At 66.8% G+C, this 22,655-nt stretch carries 19 protein-coding genes and 1 tRNA gene; 9 read left to right on the top strand and 11 right to left on the bottom strand.

Going from position 1 to position 22,655, the window contains the following annotated elements; genetic code table 11:
* The first annotated feature begins 65 nt into the window (after positions 1-65).
* The 6 genes from R5H29_RS01175 to pgaD all read left to right on the top strand — a co-directional run bounded on the left by R5H29_RS01175 (position 66) and on the right by pgaD (position 7,554).
* Positions 66-142, top strand: a tRNA-Pro gene (locus R5H29_RS01175).
* A 221-nt stretch (positions 143-363) separates the two neighbouring features.
* Positions 364-1,569, top strand: a complete 1,206-nt coding sequence (locus R5H29_RS01170; protein ID WP_312544277.1) for an MFS transporter — start codon at positions 364-366, stop codon at positions 1,567-1,569.
* Positions 1,570-1,913: 344 nt separating this feature from the next.
* Positions 1,914-3,941 (top strand): poly-beta-1,6 N-acetyl-D-glucosamine export porin PgaA, encoded by a 2,028-nt coding sequence (pgaA, locus tag R5H29_RS01165; RefSeq protein ID WP_332328596.1) that lies wholly within the window; start codon positions 1,914-1,916, stop codon positions 3,939-3,941.
* Between the two features lies 1 nt (position 3,942).
* Positions 3,943-5,829 carry a poly-beta-1,6-N-acetyl-D-glucosamine N-deacetylase PgaB gene (gene pgaB, locus R5H29_RS01160; RefSeq protein WP_332328595.1) on the top strand — a complete coding sequence of 629 codons (1,887 nt, stop codon included), beginning with the start codon at positions 3,943-3,945 and terminating at the stop codon, positions 5,827-5,829.
* Between the two features lies 1 nt (position 5,830).
* Positions 5,831-7,087, top strand: a complete 1,257-nt coding sequence (gene pgaC, locus R5H29_RS01155) for a poly-beta-1,6-N-acetyl-D-glucosamine synthase (protein ID WP_021204194.1) — start codon at positions 5,831-5,833, stop codon at positions 7,085-7,087.
* Positions 7,084-7,554, top strand: a complete 471-nt coding sequence (pgaD, locus tag R5H29_RS01150; protein ID WP_332328594.1) for a poly-beta-1,6-N-acetyl-D-glucosamine biosynthesis protein PgaD — start codon at positions 7,084-7,086, stop codon at positions 7,552-7,554. The genes pgaC and pgaD overlap by 4 nt, the downstream gene beginning before the upstream one ends.
* A 107-nt stretch (positions 7,555-7,661) precedes the next feature.
* On the opposite strand, the gene R5H29_RS01145 is transcribed toward pgaD, so the two are convergent.
* The 11 genes from R5H29_RS01145 to R5H29_RS01095 all read right to left on the bottom strand — a co-directional run bounded on the left by R5H29_RS01145 (position 7,662) and on the right by R5H29_RS01095 (position 18,998).
* Positions 7,662-8,933: a glutamate-5-semialdehyde dehydrogenase gene (locus tag R5H29_RS01145; RefSeq protein WP_332328593.1), complete on the bottom strand. Its 1,272-nt coding sequence runs from the start codon at positions 8,931-8,933 to the stop codon at positions 7,662-7,664.
* Positions 8,930-10,087 (bottom strand): glutamate 5-kinase, encoded by a 1,158-nt coding sequence (gene proB, locus R5H29_RS01140; RefSeq protein ID WP_019660494.1) that lies wholly within the window; start codon positions 10,085-10,087, stop codon positions 8,930-8,932. Before proB ends, R5H29_RS01145 begins: the two co-directional genes overlap by 4 nt.
* A gap of 11 nt (positions 10,088-10,098) precedes the next feature.
* Positions 10,099-10,362, bottom strand: coding sequence for a YciI family protein (locus R5H29_RS01135; protein ID WP_019660495.1), 264 nt, complete (start codon positions 10,360-10,362; stop codon positions 10,099-10,101).
* Entirely contained in the window at positions 10,362-11,657 is a 1,296-nt protein-coding gene (gene argH / locus R5H29_RS01130) for an argininosuccinate lyase (RefSeq protein WP_155029862.1), read from the bottom strand. The genes R5H29_RS01135 and argH overlap by 1 nt, the downstream gene beginning before the upstream one ends.
* Positions 11,658-11,677: 20 nt before the next feature.
* The gene (gene argC, locus R5H29_RS01125; RefSeq protein ID WP_111102828.1) at positions 11,678-12,631 is read right to left on the bottom strand and encodes an N-acetyl-gamma-glutamyl-phosphate reductase; all 954 of its coding nucleotides are present in this window, start codon (positions 12,629-12,631) and stop codon (positions 11,678-11,680) included.
* Positions 12,628-13,230, bottom strand: coding sequence for a GNAT family N-acetyltransferase (locus tag R5H29_RS01120; protein ID WP_019660498.1), 603 nt, complete (start codon positions 13,228-13,230; stop codon positions 12,628-12,630). The genes argC and R5H29_RS01120 overlap by 4 nt, the downstream gene beginning before the upstream one ends.
* A 3-nt stretch (positions 13,231-13,233) precedes the next feature.
* Positions 13,234-14,562, bottom strand: a complete 1,329-nt coding sequence (locus R5H29_RS01115) for an acetylglutamate kinase (protein ID WP_332328592.1) — start codon at positions 14,560-14,562, stop codon at positions 13,234-13,236.
* 25 nt (positions 14,563-14,587) lie between these two features.
* Positions 14,588-15,676 (bottom strand): acetylornithine deacetylase, encoded by a 1,089-nt coding sequence (locus tag R5H29_RS01110; protein ID WP_111097865.1) that lies wholly within the window; start codon positions 15,674-15,676, stop codon positions 14,588-14,590.
* Positions 15,677-15,824: 148 nt separating this feature from the next.
* Complete coding sequence (locus R5H29_RS01105) at positions 15,825-17,018, bottom strand: argininosuccinate synthase (protein ID WP_021204186.1); 1,194 nt, start codon at positions 17,016-17,018, stop codon at positions 15,825-15,827.
* Positions 17,019-17,080: 62 nt separating this feature from the next.
* Positions 17,081-18,091: an N-acetylornithine carbamoyltransferase gene (locus R5H29_RS01100; RefSeq protein WP_019660502.1), complete on the bottom strand. Its 1,011-nt coding sequence runs from the start codon at positions 18,089-18,091 to the stop codon at positions 17,081-17,083.
* A 319-nt stretch (positions 18,092-18,410) separates the two neighbouring features.
* Positions 18,411-18,998: a hypothetical protein gene (locus R5H29_RS01095; RefSeq protein ID WP_407073509.1), complete on the bottom strand. Its 588-nt coding sequence runs from the start codon at positions 18,996-18,998 to the stop codon at positions 18,411-18,413.
* Between the two features lie 166 nt (positions 18,999-19,164).
* Here R5H29_RS01095 and cysS point away from each other — a divergent pair, with 166 nt between their 5' ends.
* From cysS to R5H29_RS01080, 3 genes are read left to right on the top strand one after another with little or no spacing between them, the layout of a single operon-like run.
* Positions 19,165-20,541, top strand: a complete 1,377-nt coding sequence (gene cysS, locus R5H29_RS01090; RefSeq protein ID WP_058979683.1) for a cysteine--tRNA ligase — start codon at positions 19,165-19,167, stop codon at positions 20,539-20,541.
* Positions 20,542-20,598: 57 nt separating this feature from the next.
* Positions 20,599-21,051 (top strand): SufE family protein, encoded by a 453-nt coding sequence (locus R5H29_RS01085; RefSeq protein ID WP_019660505.1) that lies wholly within the window; start codon positions 20,599-20,601, stop codon positions 21,049-21,051.
* Positions 21,048-22,295 carry an MFS transporter gene (locus R5H29_RS01080; protein ID WP_111102822.1) on the top strand — a complete coding sequence of 416 codons (1,248 nt, stop codon included), beginning with the start codon at positions 21,048-21,050 and terminating at the stop codon, positions 22,293-22,295. The genes R5H29_RS01085 and R5H29_RS01080 overlap by 4 nt, the downstream gene beginning before the upstream one ends.
* Positions 22,296-22,655 lie beyond the last annotated feature (360 nt).

Raw genomic sequence — 22,655 nt, 5'->3', positions numbered from 1 at the left:
GTGAAGAAAACAGCGTTCACCCCTTGCCGCCATCGGGATGAATCGCTAGAATAGGCGGCCCCCTTCGGGGTGTAGCTCAGTCTGGTAGAGCGCTACGTTCGGGACGTAGAGGTCGCAGGTTCGAATCCTGTCTCCCCGACCACTTCGGTGGTCACCAAGAAGCCTGGAAGACATCACTGTCCTCCGGGTTTTTTTGTACCAGGCGCCAGGCCACCCGCATGACGGGACCTTGCCAGGCAGCGCACGTACAATGGCCGCGCTGCCGGCCCGCCAGCAGCCCCTCCCCCACCTGCCGCTTCGGCGTAGACCGATGCCGGCGCTGCATGCCATTTCTGCGGCATGCGACACCTGCAAGGACCACCGATGAGTTCCTCCACTTCCGATTCGCCGTCGCTGCTGCACGGTCGTGTCCTCGCGTTTGCCGCGATCCTGCTGGCAGCGGTCAACCTGCGCACTGCGGTCACCTCGATCACCCCGCTGCTGGACGTACTCGGCCAGCAGTTCGGCTTCGGTACCACCATGACCGGCGTGCTGGGCATGCTGCCGACCGCCTCGTTCGCGCTGTTCGGCGTGGCCACGCCGACGCTGGCGCGGCGCCTGGGCCTGGAGCGCACCACCCTGCTGGCGATGGTGATGGCGATGGCCGGCCTGCTGCTGCGCTCCAGCGCCGGCAACGTCGGCACGCTGCTGCTCGGTTCGGTGCTGGCACTGGCCGGCATGGGCATCGGCAACGTGGTGGTGCCGCCGCTGGTGAAGCGCTACTTCGCCAACAAGGTCGGCACCATGAGCACGCTCTACATCAGCGTGCTGCAGCTGGGCACCATGCTGCCCGCATTGCTGGCGGTACCGGTGGCCAACGCCGCTGGCTGGCGCGTGTCGCTGGGCATGTGGGCACTGCTGGCGCTGGCCGCCGCATTGCCGTGGCTGCTGCTGGCCAGGCGCGCGCCGAAACCGCTGACCGGCGCCACCGATCCGACCGCACAGCCGCACGGAAAGGTCTGGCGCACGTCGCTGGGCTGGAGCATGACGCTGATGTTCGGCATGACTTCGCTGATGACCTATTCGATGTTCACCTGGCTGCCACGCATCGTGGTCGAGGCCGGCGGCACACCGGCCTTTGGTGGCGTGATGGTGGCGGTGTTCTCGGCGCTCGGGCTGCTGCCGTCGCTGGTCATTCCATCCATGGCAGTTCGCATGCAGAACCCGTTTCCGCTGGTGCTGATCGGCTTCTTCTCGTTCGTGATCGCCTTCACCGGCCTGCTGCTGGCACCGATGAAGGCCCCCCTGCTGTGGGCGTGCCTGCTCGGCGTCGGTCCATCCACCTTCCCGCTGGCGCTGACCCTGATCAACCTGCGCACGCGCACCCCCACCGGCTCGGCGGCACTGTCCGGCTTCATGCAGGGCGTGGGTTACAGCTTCAGCTGCCTGGGGCCGTTCCTGGTCGGCTGGCTGCATACGGTCAGCAACGGCTGGACGCTCCCGTTCAGCTTCCTGTTCGGCTGCGCCACCCTGATGCTGTGCGCCTCCTGGGTGGCCTGCAAGCCGCGCAAGCTGGAAGACCTCTGGTAAGCCGCGCAGGGCCTCGCAACCGGCCCCACCTACCGCTCGTCAGCCCGTCTGCGCATTTTGACGCCGGGCTGACAATTCCGGGCGGATAGTGCCCACGAATGCCCATCCTTGCCGCGTGCCGGCATCGGGCATGGGGGCGGCAGCGCCGCCCAGGCCACCATTCGGTGTGCGGGGGACTCTCGTTTCAGACAAGACATTGCAGGTCGCTGTCCGGGTTTGTATCCGTCCTTGCTGGACGGGAATGCACGAAGGGAGTGACGCGGGCCACGGCCACGCCAAAAGCTGGCATGTGATGTGCGTCACATTTCTCAGGTTGTCTGGTTCGGAAGCCAAGGGGGTCCCCAATGGTTGTCCACCGCCGGCTGGCGCTCTGCGTCGGCTTTGCCTGTACCGTCCTGGCCTGGGCCAGCAGCGCTGCCCCGCCTGACCGCGAGGCGGCCCTGGCCGAGATCGGCCGTTACCGCGACCAGGCCCGCTGGCTGGATGCCCTCGGCGCGATCGAGCGCGCCAGCCAAGAGCAACCCAACGACGACCTGCTGTTCAAGCTGCGCGTACTGACCTTGGGCGACATCGGCAACGCCTGGCGCGCCTGGGAGCTGTACCAGCAGCGCCCGCAGCTGTTCGACGCTGCACAGAAGCAGCGCATCGAAGGCGACTACCTGGCCAAGCGGGTGGTGTGGAGCCTGGCCTACAGCAGCAGCGAAGACAGCCGCCTGGAAGAAGCCGAATCGACCCTGGCGCGCATGCAGCGCTACCTGGGCAGCGAAGGCACCCCGCCCGCGCAGGCGCCGCTTCGCGTCCGCATGGACCGGCTGATCCTGCTCAACCGGCTGGGCCGCCATGCGCAGGTGCGCGAGGAAGCCCGCGCACTGCAGGCCGAAGGCCATGCCCTGCCCGACTATGTGCTGCCTGCGGTCAGCGATTCGCTGATGGGCACCCTGCATCCGGAAGAAGCCATCCCGGTGCTGCAGGCGGCCGTCGCTGGCGATCCGGCGCGCGACGCCTCGCATTCGGAACTGGCCTACGCCTACCTGGAAAGCGAGCAGCAGGAAAAGGCGATCGACCTGCTGCAGGCATGGCGCGACAAGGAACCAGCGTGGCGCTGGAGCAATGGCAAATCCCCATACGCGAACTGGTCGCGCTACGAAGCTGACCTCAACCTGGCGATGGTACGCGCCTACAGCGGTGACCTGCCCACCGCGCAGCGCGACCTGGAATCAATGGTGGAGATCGCACCGGGCAACGGTGGACTGCAGAGCGCGCTGGGCAGCGTGTACATGATGCGCGGATGGCCACGCATGGCACTGCAGCGCCAGCAGATGGCACATGCGCTGGACCCTCGCGACATCGAGCCGCGGCTGGGCATGGAGGAGGCCTACGTCGCCCTGCAGCGCGATGACCTGGCAAGGCCACTGCACGACGATCTTGTCGCACGCTACCCGACCCAACCCGCCGTCGAACGCATGGACCAGGCCTGGCGGGCGCATCGCGGTTGGCAGCTGAAGGCATGGACCGACACTGGTCGCAGCTCCGGCGGTGGCGGCACCTCGCCGCTGGGCAACAACGACCGTCACTATGGGGTCGAAGTGCAGACACCGGTACTCGACGACCGCTGGCGGTTGTTCGCCTTGGCCGACAGGCGCTCGGTCGACTTCCAGGACCAGCGCATCGACCCGCTGTGGCTGGGCGCGGGCGTACGCTACCGCTTCGGCCAGCTGGATGCGGAAGCGGCGGTACTGCGCGCCAACGACCACATTGGCGATACCGGCCTGCGCATCGGCGTGGGTTGGCAGTTCAACGATTACTGGCATGCCGGGCTGGTGGCCGCACGCAATGACCCGGAAGCCTCGATGCAGGCGCGCGTGGCGGGCATCACCGCTGACAGCGTGAGCGCGCAGGTCGACTACCGGCGCAGCGAGCTGACCCACTGGATATTCGGCGCCAGCCGCTTCCGCTACGACGACGGCAACCACCGCGAGCTGTTCAGCACCAGCATCGAACAGCGCCTGCTGACCCGCCCGCGCTGGTTGATCGACGGCCTGGCCAGTGCCTACACCAGCCGGGGCAGCCGCGACGACGCGCCCTACTTCAACCCGAAGCGCGACCGCATGGTCGAGATCGGGCTGCGCATCGACCAGCAGCTGTGGCGGCACTACGAGCGCCACTTCCGGCACCGCCTGACGGTCTCGCTGGGTGACTACTGGCAGGACGGCTTCGGCAGCGCTCTGGTCCCTTCGGTGTCCTACATGCACGAATGGCAGCTGGGCCAGGGCCGCGTGTTCGAGTACGGCGTGCGCTGGTCGCGGCCGGTCTACGACGGCCACCGCGAGCGTCATATCGGCTTCGAAGCCGCACTGCGCTGGGGAGAGTGACATGGCCCGCATCCTGCGACTGATCGTGCTCCTGCTGCTGGCCGCCACGCCGCCGGCGTTCGCGCAGCAGGCCCTGCATCTCGATGCCACTGACAACGGCCTGCTGATCCTCAGCTACCACGACATCCGCGACCGGGTCGCGGCCAAGGGCGATGCCGATACCTATGCGGTGAGCACGCAGAACTTCGCCGCACACCTGGACTGGCTCGGCGCGCATGGTTATCACCCGGTCTCGCTGTCGCAGGTGATCGACGCCTCCCAGGGACGCGCCACGCTGCCACCGAAACCCGTACTGCTGACCTTCGATGATGGCCTGCGCAGCGTCTACGACAAGGCGTTCCCGCTGCTGCAGGCGTACCGCTACCCGGCGCTGGTGGCAGTGATCACCGATTACGTGGACATGGCACCCGGGCGCACGATCGACTATGGCTACCGGCCGTTCGGCCACGATGACTTCGTTACCTGGGCGCAGCTGAAGCAGATGCACGACAGCGGCCTGATCGAAGTGGTCAGCCATACCGACGACCTGCACCACGGAGTGCTTGCCAATCCGCAGGGCAATTCGACGCCAGCGGTGGTCACCCGCATCTACCGGCCGGCCACGCGCAGCTACGAGAGCGAGGCGCAGTACGAGCAGCGCCTGCGCGCCGATCTCGGCCGCAGCGTGCAGCGCATCCAGCAGCATCTGGGCGTGCGCCCGCGCGCCATTGTCTGGCCGTACGCGGCCTACAACCAGTTGAGCAACGACATCGCCGAACAGCTGGGCATGCCGGTATCCTTCGATCTGGAAGGCCGCAGCACGCCAGTGGCCAGCGACCTGCATGGGCTGGCGCGCTTCCTGGTCAGCGACAACCCGACCGTGGAGGGCCTCGCCTACGAGCTGCGGCGCGACGTTGCGCTCGACGGCATCCGCGCGTTGCAGGTCGACCTGGATGATGTGTACGACCCGGACCCGGCGCAACAGGGGCGCAACCTCGATGCGCTGATCGAGCGGGTCAAGCGCATCTCGCCCACCCACGTCTACCTGCAGGCGTTCGCCGATCCGGACGGCAACAACACCGCCGATGCACTGTACTTCCCCAACCGGCACATGCCGATGCGCGCGGACCTGTTCAGCCGGGTCGCCTGGCAGCTGAAGTCGCGCGCGGGGGTGAAGGTTTACGCATGGCTGCCGGTGCTCGGCTTCGAGCTGCCCGACCCCGTGCAGCGCAAGGCACTGGCGATCCACAACGGTGATGCCGACGGCATGTCCCGGCTGGACTTCACCAATCCGAAGGCACGCCAGATCATGCTCGACATCTACGAGGATCTGGCCGTCAATTCGTATTTCGAAGGCCTGCTCTTCCATGATGATGGCTACCTGCGCGACACCGAGCTGCCCACCTTGTCGGCCGGTACGGACGGCAGCGCACGCACACAGGCGCTGATCGACTTCACCCTGGCCCTGCGCGACAGTGCGCAGCGTTGGCGGCCGAAGCTGGCCACGGTGCGCAACCTGTACGCGGAGCCGGTGCTGCGTCCGCAGAGCGAGGCCTGGTTCGCGCAGCGCCTGGACCTGTTCAACAAGGCCTACGACCAGACCGCACTGATGGCGATGCCGTGGATGGAAGGCAGCAGGCATCCGGAACGCTGGCTCGACCAGCTGCTGGCCGCGGTGCGCGCGCACGATCCCCAGTTGCAGCACACCCTGTTCGAACTGCAGACCGTCGATTGGCGCAGCGGGCAACCGATTCCCGCCGAGCGGCTGCGCGCGCAGATCCGCCAGCTGCAGGCGCAGGGCGTGCACCACTTCGCCTGGTACCCGGATGACTTCATCGCCGGCCAGCCTTCCACCCATGATGCCCGCGCGGCGATGTCCGCCGGCAACTTCCCGTACCCGGAGAAGTGACATGGACATGCATCCGCTGCTGCAGGTCCTGTTCCAGTTCGCCTTCTACTACCCGATGGTGATGGCGTTCTTCTGGATGTCGGGCGGCCTGTATTACTACTTCCGGCGCGAACGCCATTCGCGCCCACGCAACGACCCGCCGCTGATGGTCGATCCACCGTTCGCGAGCCTGTTGATTCCCTGCCACAACGAGTCCGCGAACCTCGACGACACGCTCGGCGCGGCGCTGGCACAGCGCTATCCGGCCGACTACGAGGTGATCGCCATCGACGATGGCAGCAGTGATGACACCGGCGCCCGGCTCGACGTGCTGGCGGCGAAGCATCCGCGGCTGCGCGTGCTGCACCTTGACCGCAACCTCGGCAAGGCCAACGCGCTGCGCATGGGTGCGCTGGCGGCCCGCTCGGAGTACCTGGTGTGCATCGATGGCGACGCGATGCTGGAGGAGCACGCGCTGCACTGGATGATCTGGCACCTGGTGAGCGGCAACCGGGTCGGCGCGGTGACCGGCAATCCGCGCATCCGCAACCGCTCCACCCTGCTCGGACGCCTGCAGGTGGCCGAGTTCTCGTCGATCATCGGCATGATCAAGCGCGCGCAGCGCGTGTACGGGCGCATCTTCACCATCTCCGGAGTGATCGCAGGCTTTCGCCGCACCGCCCTGCACCAGGTCGGCTGGTGGTCGGACGACATGGTGACCGAGGACATCGACATCAGCTGGCGCCTGCAGCGGGCGCATTGGGACATCCGCTACGAACCCAACGCGCTGTGCTTCATCCTGATGCCGGAAACGCTGAAGGGCCTGTGGCGGCAACGGCTGCGCTGGGCGCAGGGTGGCGTGGAAGTGATGCTGCGGCATGCGCGTTCACTGCTGCACTGGAAGGAGCGGCGCATGTGGGGCGTGCTGCTGGAGTACGTGCTGAGCGTTATCTGGGCCTACACCATGTTGTTCATCGTGGTGCTGTGGGTGCTGGGCAAGCTCATCGACATGCCGCCGCAGCTGTACATCGCCAGCCTGCTGCCGCAATGGCATGGCGTGATCCTGGCCCTGGTCTGCCTGATGCAGTTCGCCAGCAGCCTGATCATCGACCGTCGTTACGAAACACAGATTGGACGCAACTACTTCTGGGTCATCTGGTACCCGATGGCGTACTGGCTGATCAGTCTTTCCACCACCCTGGTGGCGTTGCCGAAGACCCTGCTGCGCCGTCGCAGCAAGCGCGCCACCTGGACCAGTCCCGATCGGGGAATCCGATGAACGCACAACGCCCGTCCAACCGCTTCGACTCGCGGATGATCCGCAAGCCGCATCGCCAACCACGCTTCCAGCGCACCGCCTGGGGCTTCGTCACCCTCGCGTTCTGGGGGTTCTACTTCTACCTGTGGGCACCGTTGGTGACCCTGTTCTCGTGGCTGATCGGCGGCCAGCTGGCCTGGCAGCAGCTGTACGAACGGCAAAGCCACTTCGACCCCTATGTGGTGGTGGCACTGCCGCTGATGCTGCTGTGTGCCAGCGTGCTGCTGATCGGCTGGGCCGAGTACAACCGCGCGCGCTTCCGTGGCCACGAGCGACGCCTGCCGCGGCCACTGGCCAGCCTCAATGAAGTCGCGGCCGATCTGGGTGCCAGCACCGGCCTTGCCGAGCGCCTGCTGGGCTGCAAGGCCGCCACGCTGCACATGGACGATCACGCGCGGCCGATCGGTATCCGCCGCGAGGTGGTGTAACCCGACAACCCGGTGGGTGCCGACCCTGGTCGGCACTTGCTTTGGTAGATGCCGACCTTGGTCGGCACCGGGGTCTACCGCGAAGAGCATCCACGCACGGCGTGGATCTACTTGCGCGTCTGCCCTTCACCGCGCACGACAAATCGTTCGACGGTGAGTGCTTCCAGGCCCATCGGGCCGTAGGCGTGCAGGCGCGTGGTGGAAATACCGATCTCGCTGCCCAGGCCCAACTGCCCACCATCGGAAAAGCGCGATGAGGCATTCACCATCACCACCGCCGAACGCAGCGCGTTGACGAAGCGCTCGGCGTGGACCGCGTCTTCGGTCGCAATCACTTCGGTATGGTCGGAGGTATAGCGGCGGATGTGCGCGATGGCCGCATCGAGGTCATCCACCACCCGCACGGCCAGTACCAGATCCAGGAACTCGGCGGCGTAATCCGCATCGGTGGCTGCGGTGCTACCCGGCAGCAACGGCTGCGCAGCCGCGTCGGCGCGCAGCTCCACGCCGCGCTCGCCGAGCGCCTGTGCCACGCGCGGCAGGAACGCTTCGGCCACATCGCGGTGCACCAGCAGGGTCTCCAGCGAGTTGCAGGCCGACGGACGGCTGCATTTGCCGTCCACCAGAAGGTCGATGGCTTTGCCGAGGTCGGCGCTGGCATCCACGAACAGGTGGCAGACACCCTTGTAGTGCTTGATCACCGGCACCCGCGCATGCTCGGCAACGAAGCGGATCAGGCCTTCGCCGCCGCGCGGAATCGCCAGATCGATCAGTTCATGCTGCTGCAGCAGTTCCAGCATTGCTTCGCGGCGCAGGTCGGTCAGCACGGTCACTGCCGCCGCCGGTACGCCATTGGCCTGCAGGGCGCCGGCCAGCGCCTGGGCGATGGCGGTGTTGGAGTGGATCGCTTCGGAACCGCCGCGCAGGATCACGCCATTGCCGGCCTTCAGGCACAGCGCGGCCGCTTCGGCGGTCACGTTCGGGCGCGCCTCGTAGATCATCGCGATCACGCCCAGCGGCACGCGCACCTTCTGCACGCGGATGCCGTTTGGACGCACATCGTCGCGGGTGATCTGGCCGACGGGATCGGGCAGCGCGGCGACCTCTCGCACGGCTTCGGCCATTGCGAACAGGCGTGCCGGGTCCAGCGCCAGGCGGTCGAGCATGGCACTGCCAATGCCCTTCTCGCGCGCAGCGGCAAGGTCGCGCGCATTACCGGCCAGGATCAGCCCGGCATTCACTTCCAGTGCCTGGGCCATCGCCAGCAGCAGCGTGCGGCGCGTCGCACTGTCGAGGCCGGCAACGGTCTGGGCCGCGTCACGGCAGGCACGCGCCTGCGCTTCGATTTCGCTCATCGGCGAGTCCTTCAATCCGGTCATGGCAGCACCAGGTCGTCGCGATGGACGACGCTACCGCCGTAGTTGTAGCCCAGCACGGCCTCGATGTCGCGCGAATGGCGGCCGGCGATCCGGCGCACATCATCGGCCGCGTACTGGCTGACTCCGCGCGCCACGCAGACGCGGCCCTGTGGCGCGTTCCAGCACACCTGCACCATATCGCCACGGCGGAACATGCCCTCCGCGCCGGTGATGCCGCCGGGCAGCAGCGAGGCGCCCTTCTCGCGCATCGCCTGCGCCGCGCCGGCATCGATCACGATAGCACCCTCGACCAGCGGCGCGTGCCGCAGCCAGTGCTTGCGGGCCGCCTCACGGCTGCGCGCGGCGTGGATACGGGTACCGAACAGGCGGTCCTGGGCCAGCGCGCGTACCACGTCACCGCTGCGGCCATTGAACAGATAGGTTTCGATGCCGAGACGCCCCGCCTTCGCTGCCGCTTCCAGCTTGGTCCGCATGCCGCCGGTACCGGCGCGCGAGCCGGCGCCGCCGGCCATGGCCAGCACCTCGTCACTCAGTTCCGGCACGTCGTGCAACGGCCGCGCATCGGCCACGGTGCGCGGGTCGGCGCTGTACAGTCCGTCGATGTCGGTGGCAATGAACAGCGCATCGGCATCAACCAGCGCGGCCACGGTGGCGGCCAGGTTGTCGTTGTCGCCGAGCTTGAGTTCGTCCACCGACACAGTGTCGTTCTCGTTGACCACCGGCAACGCGCCCAGCCGCAGCAGTTCGTTGAGCGTGGCGCGTGCGTTGAGGTAGCGGCGGCGGTTGCGCAGGTCGTCATGGGTCAGCAGCACCTGCGCCACCGGGCGCTCGAAGAAGCGCTGCCAGAGCCCGATCAGCTGGGCCTGGCCAAGCGCGGCCAGCGCCTGCCGTGCCGCCATCGCCGCGCCGGGCTCATCGGCCCGCGGCAGGATCGCCCGCCCGGCCGCAACCGCACCGGACGACACGATCACCACCTCACGTCCGGCCAGTACATTGGCAGAAACGAACTGTGCCAGGCCCAGCGCGTGGCGGGGCGACAGGCCGCCGCCATCGGCGGCGAGCAGGCTGCTGCCCACTTTCAGCACCGCACGCCGCCACGGCGGCAGCGCCTGTTCCGGGAACGGCGAAGCGACGTGGCTGGCATGCAGAGTCATCAGTCAGGGCCTCAGCGGGTGTTCCATTCGTGCACGGTCAGGTCGGAGGCATGCATCGTCACCAGCGGATCGGTGGCGACGATGGCCTGCGCCTGCGCCAGGCTGTCCACGTTGCACAGCACATAGGCGCCACCACTGCCGTCGGCGAAACCACCAGTCAGCTGCAGCTTGCCCTGCGCCTGCAACGCATCGAGGAAATCGCGGTGCGGCTGCACCGCTGCATCGTTGAAGTCCGGCCGGCGCATCGCCATCACCAGGTAGACAGTGCCCGCCATCAGGACAGCGCCTGCCAGCGCGCGCGCAGTTCGTCCAGGCGCAGGTCGGCGGCCGAACCCGGCGACACGCGCGCGGCGAGGCTGCCTTCCGGGGTACGCCCCTGCCCTGCACTGTCGGCACCGGCAGCTGCGGCCTTGTAGGCCTCGCGGAACGGCACGCCAGCCACCGCCGCTTCCACCGCAACGTCGGTGGCATACATGCCCGAATCAATCGCCGCGCGCAGCTTGTCGTCACGCCATTCCAGATTGGCCAGCAGCGCCGGCAGCAGTTCCAGCGCGGCCAGGCCACGGCCGAAGCCGTGGAAGATGGCCCCCTTGGACGACTGCAGGTCGCGATGGTAGCCGGACGGCAGCGACAGCAGCTGCTCGATCTCGGTGCGCGCAGCGGCGACGCTGGCGTGGGTGGCACGCATCAGCTCGATCACATCCGGATTGCGCTTGTTGGGCATGATCGAACTGCCGGTGGTGTACTGCGCCGGCAGCGCGACGAAGCCGAACTCGGCGCTGGTGAACAGTGACAGGTCCCAGGCAATGCGGCGCAGGTCCAGCGTGGCGCCACCGAGCGCTTCCAGTGCAGCCAGCTCGAACTTGCCACGCGACAGCTGCGCATAGATCGGCGAGATCTGCATGCGCGCGAAGCCGAGCGCCGCCGTGGTGTGCTCGCGGTCCAGCGGCAGGTTCACGCCGTAGCCGGCAGCGGTACCCAACGGATTGGCGTCGACCAGCGCATGGGTATCGCGGGCGCGGATGGCGTTGTCGATGAAGGCCTCGGCCCAGCCCGCCCACCACATGCCGGCCGAGGACACTACGGCGCGCTGGATGTGGGTGTAGCCGGGAATCGGCAGGTCCTTCTCGGCCTGTGCGCGGTCCAGCGCAACCTTGGCCGCTTCGGCGCTGAGCTGTGCCACGCGCTGCAGCTTCTCCTTCAGCCAGAGGCGGGTGGCGACCAGGATCTGGTCGTTGCGGCTGCGGCCGGTGTGGATCTTGCGGCCGGCATCGCCGAGGCGTTCGGTCAGGCGCGCTTCGATCGCCGAGTGACCATCCTCGTACTGGGTATCGAGCACGAAGCGGCCTTCGCGGAAGTCCTGCGCCAGGATCTCCAGTTCGCGCAGCAGTTCTGCCAGTTCATCGGCGCTGAGGATGCCGATGTGCTGCAGGCCCTGCGCATGCGCGGCGCTGGCAGTGATGTCATGCAGGAAGAACTCGCGGTCGAGGATCACGTCGTCGCCGGCGAGGAAGGTCTGGATCTGGGCGTCGACGGCGACGCCGGGCTTCTGCCAAAGAAGGTCTGCCATGGGGGCTCCGGAATGCGTATTCAGTGCGGGATCGACGTCAGTTCGTCGATGCCAAGCGCGAGGTTGAGGTTCTGCATGGCCTGGGTGGCCGCGCCCTTCAGCAGGTTGTCCAGGGTCGCCACCACGACGACCCGCTTGCCGCCCGGCGCGAGCGTGAAGCCACCGACCTGGGCACCGTGTCGGCCGGCGATACGGCTGACCCACGGCGCTTCATCCACCACGTCGATCAGGGGTTCGCCGGCATAGGCCTGCTGGAAGCGCTCGACGATCTGTTCGCGGGTCTGCACGCGGTTCAGCCACAGGTTGGCGGTAAGCGTGATGCCCCGGAAATGCGGCGCGACATGTGGCATGAATTCAACAGCCACACCCAGCTGCACCGACACCTCCCGCTCATGCACGTGGTTGGTCAGCGCGTAGGGCATCAGGTTGTCGGCCAGCAGTTCGACGTTGTTCTTGTCCGACGGCGTGGTACCGGCGCCGGAGTAGCCGGAGACACCGAAGCACTGCGGCGGACCGGCCAGCAGGTCCAGCAGCGGATGCACCGCCAGCTGCATCGCCGTGGCATAGCAGCCCGGGTTGCTGATGTGCTTCTGGCCGTTGTAGCGGCCGCGGGTCAGCTCCGGCAGGCCGTAATACCAGCTGTTGTCGAAGCGGTAGTCGGCCGAGAGGTCGACGATGACGGTGTCCGCCTTCGCCGCCTCCAGCGCGGCCACGAACGGCGCGGCCAAGCCGTTGGGCAGGGCCAGGATCACCGCATCCACGCCCTTGGCCGCCACTGCGTCGGCGTCCAGGTTTTCGTACTGCAGCTCGCCCTGGAATTCCGGGTGGTGGTCGGACAGGCGCTGCCCGGCGCGCTCGCGCGAGGAGACGAAAGCCAGTTCCAGCCGCGGATGGGCGGCCACCAGCTTGATCAGCTCGGCGCCGGTATGGCCGCGGGCACCGACGATGCCCAGGGTAAAGGTCGAATCGTTCATGCGTGACTGTCCAGGCGGTACTGCAGGTGGCGCTTCACGCCCTGCCATTCCGCATCGATGATGGAGAAGATGACGGTATCGCGCGGCGTGCCATCGGCATGCCGCTTGTGGTTGCGCAGCACGCCATCCTGCTTGGCGCCCAAGCGCGCGATGGCGGTGCGCGAGGTGACGTTGAACCAGCTGGTTTCCAGTACCACGCTGATGCAGCCCATGGCCTCGAAGGCGTGCTGCAGCAGCAACAGCTTGGCTTCGGTGTTGGCGCCGGTGCGCTGCACGCGCGGCGTGTACCAGGTGTAGCCGAGGCTGAGCCTGGGCACGCTGGCATCCATGTCGTAGAAGCGCGTGCTGCCGATGATGTCACCCGCCGCATCACGGATCACGAACGGCAGCACCTTGCCTTCGCTCTGCGCCTGCAACGCGGCCCGCACATAGGCCTCGGCCTGTTCCGGCGATGGCACCTGGGTGTACCAGAGCTGGTCCAGGCCGCTGCCTTCAAGCGCATCGCGCAGGCCGGGCACGTGCTCCATCTGCAGCGGCTGCAGGGTTACGTGCTGGCCGCGCAGGGTAGGAACCGTGTTCCAGGCATCGAGGTTGCTCATTGCTCAGCCCTGCAGGCTCGGGGTGCGCTGCGCGCAATGATCGACATAGGTCTTGATCCGGTCGATGCCATCGGCACCGAACCAGAATACCTTCCACTGATCCTGCTTGTAGCAGCCATCGGACTCGGCGTAGTAGAAGTGATTGATCGGGTTGCCATGGCGCGAGCGCCAGAACAGCTGCGGCGTTTCTTCCAGCATCACGTTCCAGACCGCACGGCCGAGGCCTTCGCCCTGTGCGTCGTCGAGCACGGCGAACTTGTCCAGGTACACGCCTTCGGCCTCGTCGGTGAGGATGACCGCGGTGCGGTAGTTCTCGCTGACATAGGCACGCAACAGTTTGGTCTTCTCGAAGTAGTCCGGCACCAGGGTGCGGCCGAAACTGGATTCGATCAGGCCCTTCAGGCGCGGCAGGTCCAGTTCGTCCCAGGCGGTGGCGCGCAGTACTTTCTCGCCCTTGCGTACCAGCGTGCCCGAGCCCTTGTGGGTGAACAGTTCCTTGGCCAGGTCGGCCGGGCGGGTGATCGACACCGACGATTCCAGCGGCAGGCGATCGAGCAGATCCTTGATCTGTTCGATCTTCACCTTCATGCCGCCGTGGATCCACGGCTGCGCGATCAAGTGGTCGTACTCGGTGGACAGGTTGATCGAATCGATCACGTTGCCCGCCTCGTCCAGCAGGCCGCCGGTGCCGGTCAGGAAGATGATCTTGTACGGCTGCAGTTCCTGCACCAGCTCGTTGGCGGCGAAGTCGGCGTTGACGTTGAGGATCTGGCCACCGGCGGTTTCACCCAGGCTGGTGATGACCGGGATCGAGCCCGCACGCAGGCTGGCCTCGATCGGCGCCAGGTTGACCTTCTTCACCTCGCCGACCAGGCCGTAGGTATCCACGTCCAGGTACTCGGCCTCGAACACGCCACCGGTGATGGAGGTGGCGCGCGCGCCGTTCTGCTGCAGCGCCTCGACCAGGCGCAGGTTGGACTGCTGGAACACCCGGCGCACGATCGCCAGTGCTTCCGGCGAAGTCACGCGCAGGCCGTTCACGGTCTGCTTGTCGATGCCGGCCGCCGACAGCTCGGCATCCAGCTGCGGGCCGGCGCCGTGCAGCACGATCGGGGTCAGCCCGACTTCCTGCAGGAACGACAGCGAAGAGGTCAGCGCGTCGAGATCGTCGCGCAGCACCGCGCCGCCGACCTTGACCACGGCGAAGCGCTTGGCATCCAGCTGCGAAAAGCGCTTGAGGTACTGGCTGATCTCCTTCGCGCTGGCCATGCTGGAAAGCAGGCGCACGATGGTCTGGCGGGTCTGGCGGTGGGGCTGGAGGGCAGGAGACATTTCGGTTTCGTCGGAAAGGGAAGAATCAGGCGCCGGCGGCGATGATGCGGTGCACGGCGTCGGTGTAGCGCTGCAGCTGGTCCAGCGTCACGAACTCATCGGCGGTGTGGGCCTGGGCAATATCGCCCGGGCCAAACACCAGGGTGGTGTAACCGGCGGCGGAGAACAGCGAGGCCTCGGTCCAGAAGTCCACGGCGTTGCCGATCGGCAGCTCAAGCGCGTCGGCCACGTCACGTGCCAGCAGGCGGCGGTTCTCGGCTTCGGCGATGTCGCCGGCCGGCAGGCTGGGGCCACGGAAGGTCTCGGTGAATACCGCCGCTTCCGGCTCGGCGAACCCGGCGAAGGTGGCCAGCAACGCGTCGATGTTCATCGACGGCAGCGGCCGGAAACCGAAGCGCACTTCGGCAGCGGGCGCGATCATGTTGGCCTTGATCCCGCCTTCGACGCGACCGATGTTGAAGCGCAGGCCCGTCAGCCCACCGAAGCGCGCCGACGCCAGCGATTCCACATGGTCCAGCGCGCGGTTGCCCCAGCGCATCGCCTGGTGCAGCGCGCTGGCAGCCGCATCCTGCTTGCCCGAGGCGTGCCCGGCACGACCGGCGAACTGCATCAGCACCGAGCTGATGCCGCGATGCGCCAGCACCGCTTCGCTCATGGTCGGCTCGGCCACCAGCACCGCTTCATACGGCAGGCCACGGGCCAGGAACGCGGCGATGCAGCGCGGATCGTTGGCTTCTTCATCGCTGGAGAACAGGAAGGCCGCGTCACCGTCGCTGGCATTGGCTGCGGCCACCAGTGCGGCGGCCGCGCCCTTGATGTCACACACGCCCAGACCGACCACGCGGTCGTCCAGGCGGCGCATCACGTGCGGGTCGGCGCTCCAGTGCGGCGAATCGGGCACGGTATCAAGATGTACGTTGAACAGGTACTTCGGCGTCCCGCGCACGGCGTACAGGCTGACCGCACCGGCGCCGTGGTCGATCACCTCGACGTTGAAGCCGGGCAGGTTCGCGCGCAGGTAATCGAAGATGCCACCGGTGGTGATCGCGCGCGGCGGGTTGCGGGTGTCGAAGGACACCAGGACCTGCAGGTGATCGAGCGTCTGTTCAAGCATGAAACAAAGATCCTGTGGAATTCCGCCGGGCATGGCCCGGCGCTACCGTGATGCGTCTGGTGGAGAGCCCCCTTCTTGTTGAAGGGGGCGCGCCAACGGCGCAGGGTTAAGGTGGAATGCGCGGGAGACGCGCGCGCAATTCAATCGCTCAGCGATTGACTTGCGCGTAAAGCGTCGAGCTCATACCGAACAGCTTGATGAAGCCTTCAGCCTCCTCCACGCCCCAGTCGGCCGACTGCGCGTAGGTGGCACCCTTGGTGTTGAGCAGGTGCGGCGACTTCACGGCCACCGCATCGACGCGGCCACCACGGGTTTCCAGCACCACTTCACCGTTGACCTTGGCCTGCGAGGACTTCAGGAAGGCTTCGATGTCGGTCTTCAGCGGGTCGTGGTAGAAGCCTTCGTACACCAGCTCCACCCACTTGCGTGCCACGTCCGGCTTGAAGCGGTTCTGCTGCTTGGTCAGCACCGCATCTTCCAGCGCGCGGTGTGCGGCCAGCAGCGAGACCAGGCCCGGGGCCTCGAACACGATGCGGCCCTTCAGGCCGATCACGGTGTCGCCGGTGTAGACGCCGCGACCCACGCCATACGGGGCGAACAGCTTGTTGAGCTGGGCCAGGATCTGGTCGCCCGGCAGCGCCTTGCCGTTCAGTTCAACCGCTTCGCCTTCAATGAACTTCAGGGTGACGGTCAGCGCTTGTTCCGGCCATTCGCTGCGCGGCGAGCACCAGCCACGCGCACCTTCGCCCGGGGTTTCCCAACGGTCGATCTCGCCACCGGACATGGTCACGCCCAGCAGGTTCTCGTTGATGGTGTAGGCCTGCTGCTTGGCGCGCACGCCGAAGCCGCGCTCTTCCAGGTATTTCTGCTCGTAGGCACGGGTCTGGGTGTGTTCCTTCTGGATCTCGCGGATCGGCGCGATGATCTGGTAGTCACCCAGCGCCTTCACGGCCAGGTCGAAGCGGACCTGGTCATTGCCCATGCCGGTGCAGCCGTGGGCGATGATGTTGGTGCCCAGTTCGGCGGCACGCTTCAGCGCGGCATCCACGATCAGGTAGCGGTCCGACACCAGCAGCGGGTACTGGCCCTGGTAGCCTTCGCCGGCCCACACGAACGGCTTGACGAAGCCTTCCCAGATCGCCGGGCCACCGTTCACAGTGACATGGCTGGTCACGCCCAGCTCGGCGGCGCGCTTTTCGATGAAATCGCGCTCTTCATCATCCACGCCGCCGGTGTCGGCGAACACGGTGTGCACGTTGTAGCCACGCTCCTGCAGGTAGGGCACGCAGAAGCTGGTATCCAGGCCGCCGGAGAAGGCGAGAACGACGTCTTTATTGCTCATGGGGAGGGTATGTCCTGGTAGCGCCGGGCCGTGCCCGGCGGAAATGATTGAATCGGAAAAAATCAGCGCCCGGCAACCGCGGCCATGATCGCCTTCTGCACGTGCAGGCGGTTCTCGGCTTCGTTGATGGCGATGCACTGCGGCGAATCCATCACCGCATCGGTGGCCTTCACGTTGCGACGCAGCGGCAGGCAGTGGCTGAACACACCGTTGTTGGTCAGCGCCATCTTGCGTTCGTCGACGATGAAGTGCTTGAACTGGTCGCGGATCGGCTTTTCCGGTTCCCAGTTGCCGAAGAACGGCAGCGCTCCCCAGCTCTTGGCGTAAACCACGTCGGCGCCGGCGTAGGCGCTGTCGACATCATGGCTGATCTTCAGCGAACCACCGCTCTCGGCCACGTTCTGCTCGGCCCAGCCCATGTAGCGCTCGTCGAGGATGTAGTCGGCGGTCGGGCAAAGCAGTGTCACGTCCATGCCCATGCGGGTGGCGATGGTCAGCGCCGAGTTGGCCACGGCGGTGTTGAGCGGCTTGGGGTGGTAGGTCCAGGTCAGCACGTACTTCTTGCCACGCAGGTCCTGGGTGCCGAAGTGCTCCTGCAGCGCCATGATGTGGGCCAGCTCCTGGCACGGGTGGGTGATGGTCTCCATGTTGATGACCGGCACCGGCGAATACCTGGCGAAGCTGTTGAGGACGATGTCCTGGCGGTCGTACGCCCAGTCCTGGAACTTCGGGAACGCACGCACGGCGATGATGTCGCAGTAACGGCCCAGCACCTTGGCCACTTCCGCGATGTGTTCCTCGGTATCGCCGTCCATCACCGTGCCGAGGTTGAACTCGATCGGCCACGCATCCTTGCCCGGCTGCAGCACCACCGCATGTGCGCCGAGCTGGAACGCGCCCAGTTCGAAGCTGGTGCGGGTGCGCATGGACGGGTTGAAGAACACCAGCGCGATCGACTTGCCCTTGAGCTGGTCGCCGAGCTTGTTGCGCTTGAACAGCGCGGCCTGGGTCAGCAATGCGTCGAGATCGCTGCGGCTCCAGTCCTGGGTGTTCAGGAAGTGCTTGGGGGACATCTTCTTTCCTTGCGTGGCGGCGCCGGGTTCGGCGCGGTGGAAGGGAAAACAGGAAGCAAAGGTGAAACGAAAAGGTTGCAGTTGCAGCTTTCAGAACGCGGAAACGAAAAAACCCAGCCGGCGGGCTGGGTTTTTTTTCGGACGAACAGCAAAAAGCTCCGGTTACCCAGCGAGAATGTGGGGTTCCGGTCGACGCGCACGCGAGGTCATGCCCGACGCCTGTCGGGCTGCGCTGCTGTCGTGCTGGAAGTCGGTGAGCTTCATGGCCGAATATCTTTGCATGCGGCCGTGACCGGCGCAAGGGGCCGGGGTCGCAGAATCAGGGATTGCCGGCGGCGCCCTGCTCAGGACCGACCCAGGGGGTGATCGACACCCGGATCTTGAGCCGGTTGCCCGGGTCTTCCGGCAGCCGCGACCGATACTTGGTGCCCTTGTAGACGTAGTCCACGTCGTAGGCGATGGGCCGGCGGAATTCACGCCCCACCGGCACGATGCGGCAGTCACGGGTCAGCATCGGGCCATTGTTGGCAGGCGCCGGGGCCGGCGTTTCGGGGCCGGCCTCTTCGGAGGGCTCCTCGTCGCTTCGCTTGAATATCGAGCGCACCGAGTCCCAGAAACGGCTGATCCGGCCCTTGTCCTCGACCGGCTCCTCGCCGGTCACGTTGACCGGGGCCAGGGTGCGGGTCGACACCGGCTCGCAATGCTCCTCGGTACGGGTCGCGCGCAGGGTCTGGAATACCGGCTCGACGTTCAGTACCTGGGCGTAGTCGAACTTCACGTTCTCCACGATCACCACCCGGTTGCGGGGCTCGGCCTCCTGCGCCAGCACCACGGCGGGCAGCGCCGACAGGCAGGCCAGGGTCAGCAGCAATGCGGTGGATTTCAGTGGCGACGGGAGCAAGGACACGGCGATAGTGTAGGCAGTGGCGAGCGCAAGGGGCTGAACATTACCCGTCCACGCCGCTCCTGCCCACCCCACCCTGGCTCCCTCCGGCGTCCACCGGTGGCAACCAGCGCCCCCAAAGGGAGCGACACGTTCTAAAATCACGGACTTGTCCCCCAGCCACAGCCCCATGACCCTGCGCCTGCACAACAACCTGACTCGCCAGCTCGAACCGTTCACCCCGCTCGACCCGGCCTGTCCGACCCTGTATGTGTGCGGCCCCACGGTCTACAACTACGTGCACATCGGCAACGCCCGTGGCCCGGTGGTGTTCGGGGTGCTGGCCGACCTGCTGCGGCGGCGTTTCGGCGCACTGCGCTACGCCCGCAACATCACCGACGTGGACGACAAGATCAACACCGCCGCGCGCGAGCAGGGGGTGCCGATCAGCACCATCACCGACAGGTTCGCCGCCGCCTACCGTGAAGACATGGCCGCGCTGGGCGTGGTGCCGCCTGACATCGAACCGGAAGTGACCGCGCACATGCCGCAGATCATCACCATGATCGAGCAGTTGATCGCCAGTGGTCATGCCTATGCCGCCGAAGGCCACGTGCTGTTTGCGGTGGCCAGCTTTGAAGGCTACGGCAAGCTCTCGCGCCGTGATCCGGAAGAGATGCTGGCTGGCGCCCGCGTCGATGTCGCCCCCTACAAGCGTGATCCGGGCGATTTCGTGCTGTGGAAGCCATCCAGCGACGACCTGCCCGGCTGGGAATCGCCCTGGGGCCGTGGCCGCCCGGGCTGGCACATCGAATGCTCGGCGATGGCCGCCGCCCACCTGGGCGAGACCATCGACATCCATGCCGGCGGCGTCGACCTGCAGTTCCCGCACCATGAAAACGAGATCGCGCAGAGCGAATGCGCGCATGGCGGCAGGATCTTCGCCCGCTACTGGCTGCACAACGGCATGCTCAACTTCGGCGGCGCCAAGATGAGCAAGTCACTGGGCAACATCGAGCGCGTGCATGACCTGGTTCGCCAGCATCCGCCGGAGGCACTGCGCCTGGCCCTGCTGTCGGCCCACTACCGTCAACCGCTGGACTGGTCCGATGCGCTGATCGAACAGTCGGTGCGTACGCTGGACCGCCTGTACGGCACCCTGCGCGAACTGGCCTCGGTCGAGGCCAGCGCGGTGATTCCGGCCACGGTCGAAGCGACCCTCGACGACGACCTCAACACCCCGCAGGCGCTGGCCGAAGTGGCCCGCATCGCGGCCGAGGCGCGTCGTGCCACGGACCCGGCCGAACAGTCGCGCCTGAAGGCCGAGCTGCTCGGTGCCGGCCTGGCGCTGGGCCTTCTGCAGGCCGATCCGGCGCAGTGGTTTGGTACCGCTGCGGGCGCTGACGGCGACGATGCCCGTATCCAGGGCCTGATCGACGAGCGCGCTGCGGCCAAGAAGGCGCGCGACTTCGCCCGTTCCGATGCCATCCGCGACCAGTTGGCCGCCGAAGGCATCGTGCTGGAAGACACCCCGCAGGGCGTGCGCTGGTCGCGCAAGCGCGGCTGACCTGCTGCCCTGCCCCGTGGCCGGCCCGCCGGCCACGCCCCCACTGTAGAGACTGTTGTGACCGACTCCCCGTTCCCGCTTGAACCCACCGCCGCCGAGGCCCAGACCGCCATCGCCGAGGAATTCGGCTTCTTCGGCGACTGGTCCGAGCGCTACCAGTACCTGATCGACCTCGGCCGCAAGCTGCCGGCCTTCCCGGAAGAATGGAAGACCGAAGAGCATCGCCTGCTCGGCTGCCAGTCGATGGTCTGGATCGTGCCGGAAGGCAATGCGCAGTCGCTGCGCTTCCATGCCATCAGTGATTCGGCCATCGTCTCCGGCCTGATCTTCCTGGCGCTGCGCGTGTACTCCGGGCGCTCGGCGCGGGAGATCCTGGCCACCGAACCGAGCTATATCCAGGACATCGGCCTGGCCCGCCACCTGTCTCCGACCCGCAGCAATGGTGTGGCTGCGATGCTGGCCTTCATCCGCGAGACCGCGCAGACCCAGCTGCAGCGCGATCCGTCGTGAACGAGCCTGCCACAGCCGAGGACACCGCGCTGGGCCTGCTGTCCCGGCCCGGCTTCGCCAAGCTGCTGGCCTACCGCATCTTCGCGATGCTGTCCTACCAGGTGGTGGCAGTCACCGTCGGCTGGCACATCTACGAAGTCACCCGCAATCCGTTCTCGCTGGGCCTGATCGGTCTGGCCGAGGTGCTGCCGTTCTTTTGCGTGGCGCCATTCGCCGGCTACCTGGTCGACCATCTGCCGCGGCGTCGGTTGGGCATGGCGGCCTGTTCCGGGCTGATCGCCACCGCGCTGGTACTGACCAGCGTGGCCAAGGGCTGGCTGCCGTTTGAAGGCGTGTGGCCCATCTATGCAGCCATCGCCCTGACCGGCATGGTCCGCGCCTTCCTGTCACCTATCTACAACGCACTGTTCGCCCGCGTGCTGGCCCGCGATCAGTTCGCGCGCGGCGCAGGCCTCGGCGCGGTGGTGTTCCAGGCCGGCATGGTCGCCGGCCCGGCGCTGGGCGGCGTGCTGGTCGGCTTCGGCGGCAAGGGCCTCTCCTACGCGGTGGCTACGGCCTTTGCGCTGGTGGCGATGGCCTGCCTGGCTACATTGAAGGTGGAAGAACCGGTGCACACCGGTCCCGCCGCGCCGATCTTCAAGAGCATCGCCGAAGGCGCGCGCTTCGTGGTCGGCAACCGGATCATGGTCGGGGCGATGGCGCTGGACATGTTCTCGGTGCTGCTGGGGGGCGTGGTGGCGATGCTGCCGGCCTTCCTGCACGAGATCCTGCACCACGGTCCGGAAGGCCTGGGCATCCTGCGCGCGATGCCGGCGCTCGGCTCGGTGTGCGTGGGCCTGTGGCTGGCCCGCCACCCGCTGCACCGCAATGCCGGCCGCGTGTTGCTGTTCGCGGTGGCCGGTTTCGGCCTGTGCGTGATCGGCTTCGGCCTGTCGCAGCACTTCTGGCTGTCGGCGCTGATCCTGCTGTTCTACGGGGCCTTCGATGGCATCTCGGTGGTGATCCGATCGACCATCCTGCAGTTGGCCACGCCGGAAGAGATGCGCGGCCGGGTGTCGTCGATCAACGGCATCTTCATCAGTTCGTCCAACGAGCTGGGCGCGTTCTATGCAGGCACGATGGCGAAGCTGCTCGGCCTGGTGCCGGCCGTGGTGCTGGGTGGGTTTGCGGTGCTGAGCGTGGCCGGGATCACCGCGTGGAAGAACCCGACATTGCGGAAATTGAATCTTCGCGACCTGCAGTGACGCTGCTAACAGCGGATTCGGCGGCGCCGGGTGTTTGGCTGGGGCCGTTGCTCTCCCTCGATGATTGGGCTTGTCACTTTCTTTTCGCGAAAAGAAAGTAACCAAAGAAACGCTCCGCCATCCGCGAGCCGGCGCTGCGCGCCGGTGCCCTGTGCTCCTCGGTGAATCAGGGGACGGCGCCGAACTCGCTGCGCTCAAACAGCGGCGCCTCTTCGCCCCTGATTCCCCTGCGGTGCTCGGCTCGCTACAAGGCGGACTCAACAGCCGCGAGCACGCATGACCACTCCTGTCGGCCTGAGCCGAGCGTGGGCTCGGCTCTACATTGGCCGCGCACGCAGGAAACCGTCGAGAGCCTGCGGG

This window comes from Stenotrophomonas sp. A3_2 (assembly GCF_036624925.1).
GTDB classification, from domain to species: Bacteria; Pseudomonadota; Gammaproteobacteria; order Xanthomonadales; family Xanthomonadaceae; genus Stenotrophomonas; species Stenotrophomonas hibiscicola.
Note: the sequence above shows the minus strand (reverse complement) of the source record. Positions and strands in the feature narration are given on the sequence as shown.

Coding starts and splice junctions, on each gene's coding strand:
- R5H29_RS01170 (WP_312544277.1), top strand. CDS start 364: ATGAGTTCCTCCACTTCCGATTCGCCGTCGCTGCTGCACGGTCGTGTC.
- pgaA (WP_332328596.1), top strand. CDS start 1,914: ATGGTTGTCCACCGCCGGCTGGCGCTCTGCGTCGGCTTTGCCTGTACC.
- pgaB (WP_332328595.1), top strand. CDS start 3,943: ATGGCCCGCATCCTGCGACTGATCGTGCTCCTGCTGCTGGCCGCCACG.
- pgaC (WP_021204194.1), top strand. CDS start 5,831: ATGGACATGCATCCGCTGCTGCAGGTCCTGTTCCAGTTCGCCTTCTAC.
- pgaD (WP_332328594.1), top strand. CDS start 7,084: ATGAACGCACAACGCCCGTCCAACCGCTTCGACTCGCGGATGATCCGC.
- R5H29_RS01145 (WP_332328593.1), bottom strand. CDS start 8,933: ATGACCGGATTGAAGGACTCGCCGATGAGCGAAATCGAAGCGCAGGCG.
- proB (WP_019660494.1), bottom strand. CDS start 10,087: ATGACTCTGCATGCCAGCCACGTCGCTTCGCCGTTCCCGGAACAGGCG.
- R5H29_RS01135 (WP_019660495.1), bottom strand. CDS start 10,362: ATGGCGGGCACTGTCTACCTGGTGATGGCGATGCGCCGGCCGGACTTC.
- argH (WP_155029862.1), bottom strand. CDS start 11,657: ATGGCAGACCTTCTTTGGCAGAAGCCCGGCGTCGCCGTCGACGCCCAG.
- argC (WP_111102828.1), bottom strand. CDS start 12,631: ATGAACGATTCGACCTTTACCCTGGGCATCGTCGGTGCCCGCGGCCAT.
- R5H29_RS01120 (WP_019660498.1), bottom strand. CDS start 13,230: ATGAGCAACCTCGATGCCTGGAACACGGTTCCTACCCTGCGCGGCCAG.
- R5H29_RS01115 (WP_332328592.1), bottom strand. CDS start 14,562: ATGTCTCCTGCCCTCCAGCCCCACCGCCAGACCCGCCAGACCATCGTG.
- R5H29_RS01110 (WP_111097865.1), bottom strand. CDS start 15,676: ATGCTTGAACAGACGCTCGATCACCTGCAGGTCCTGGTGTCCTTCGAC.
- R5H29_RS01105 (WP_021204186.1), bottom strand. CDS start 17,018: ATGAGCAATAAAGACGTCGTTCTCGCCTTCTCCGGCGGCCTGGATACC.
- R5H29_RS01100 (WP_019660502.1), bottom strand. CDS start 18,091: ATGTCCCCCAAGCACTTCCTGAACACCCAGGACTGGAGCCGCAGCGAT.
- cysS (WP_058979683.1), top strand. CDS start 19,165: ATGACCCTGCGCCTGCACAACAACCTGACTCGCCAGCTCGAACCGTTC.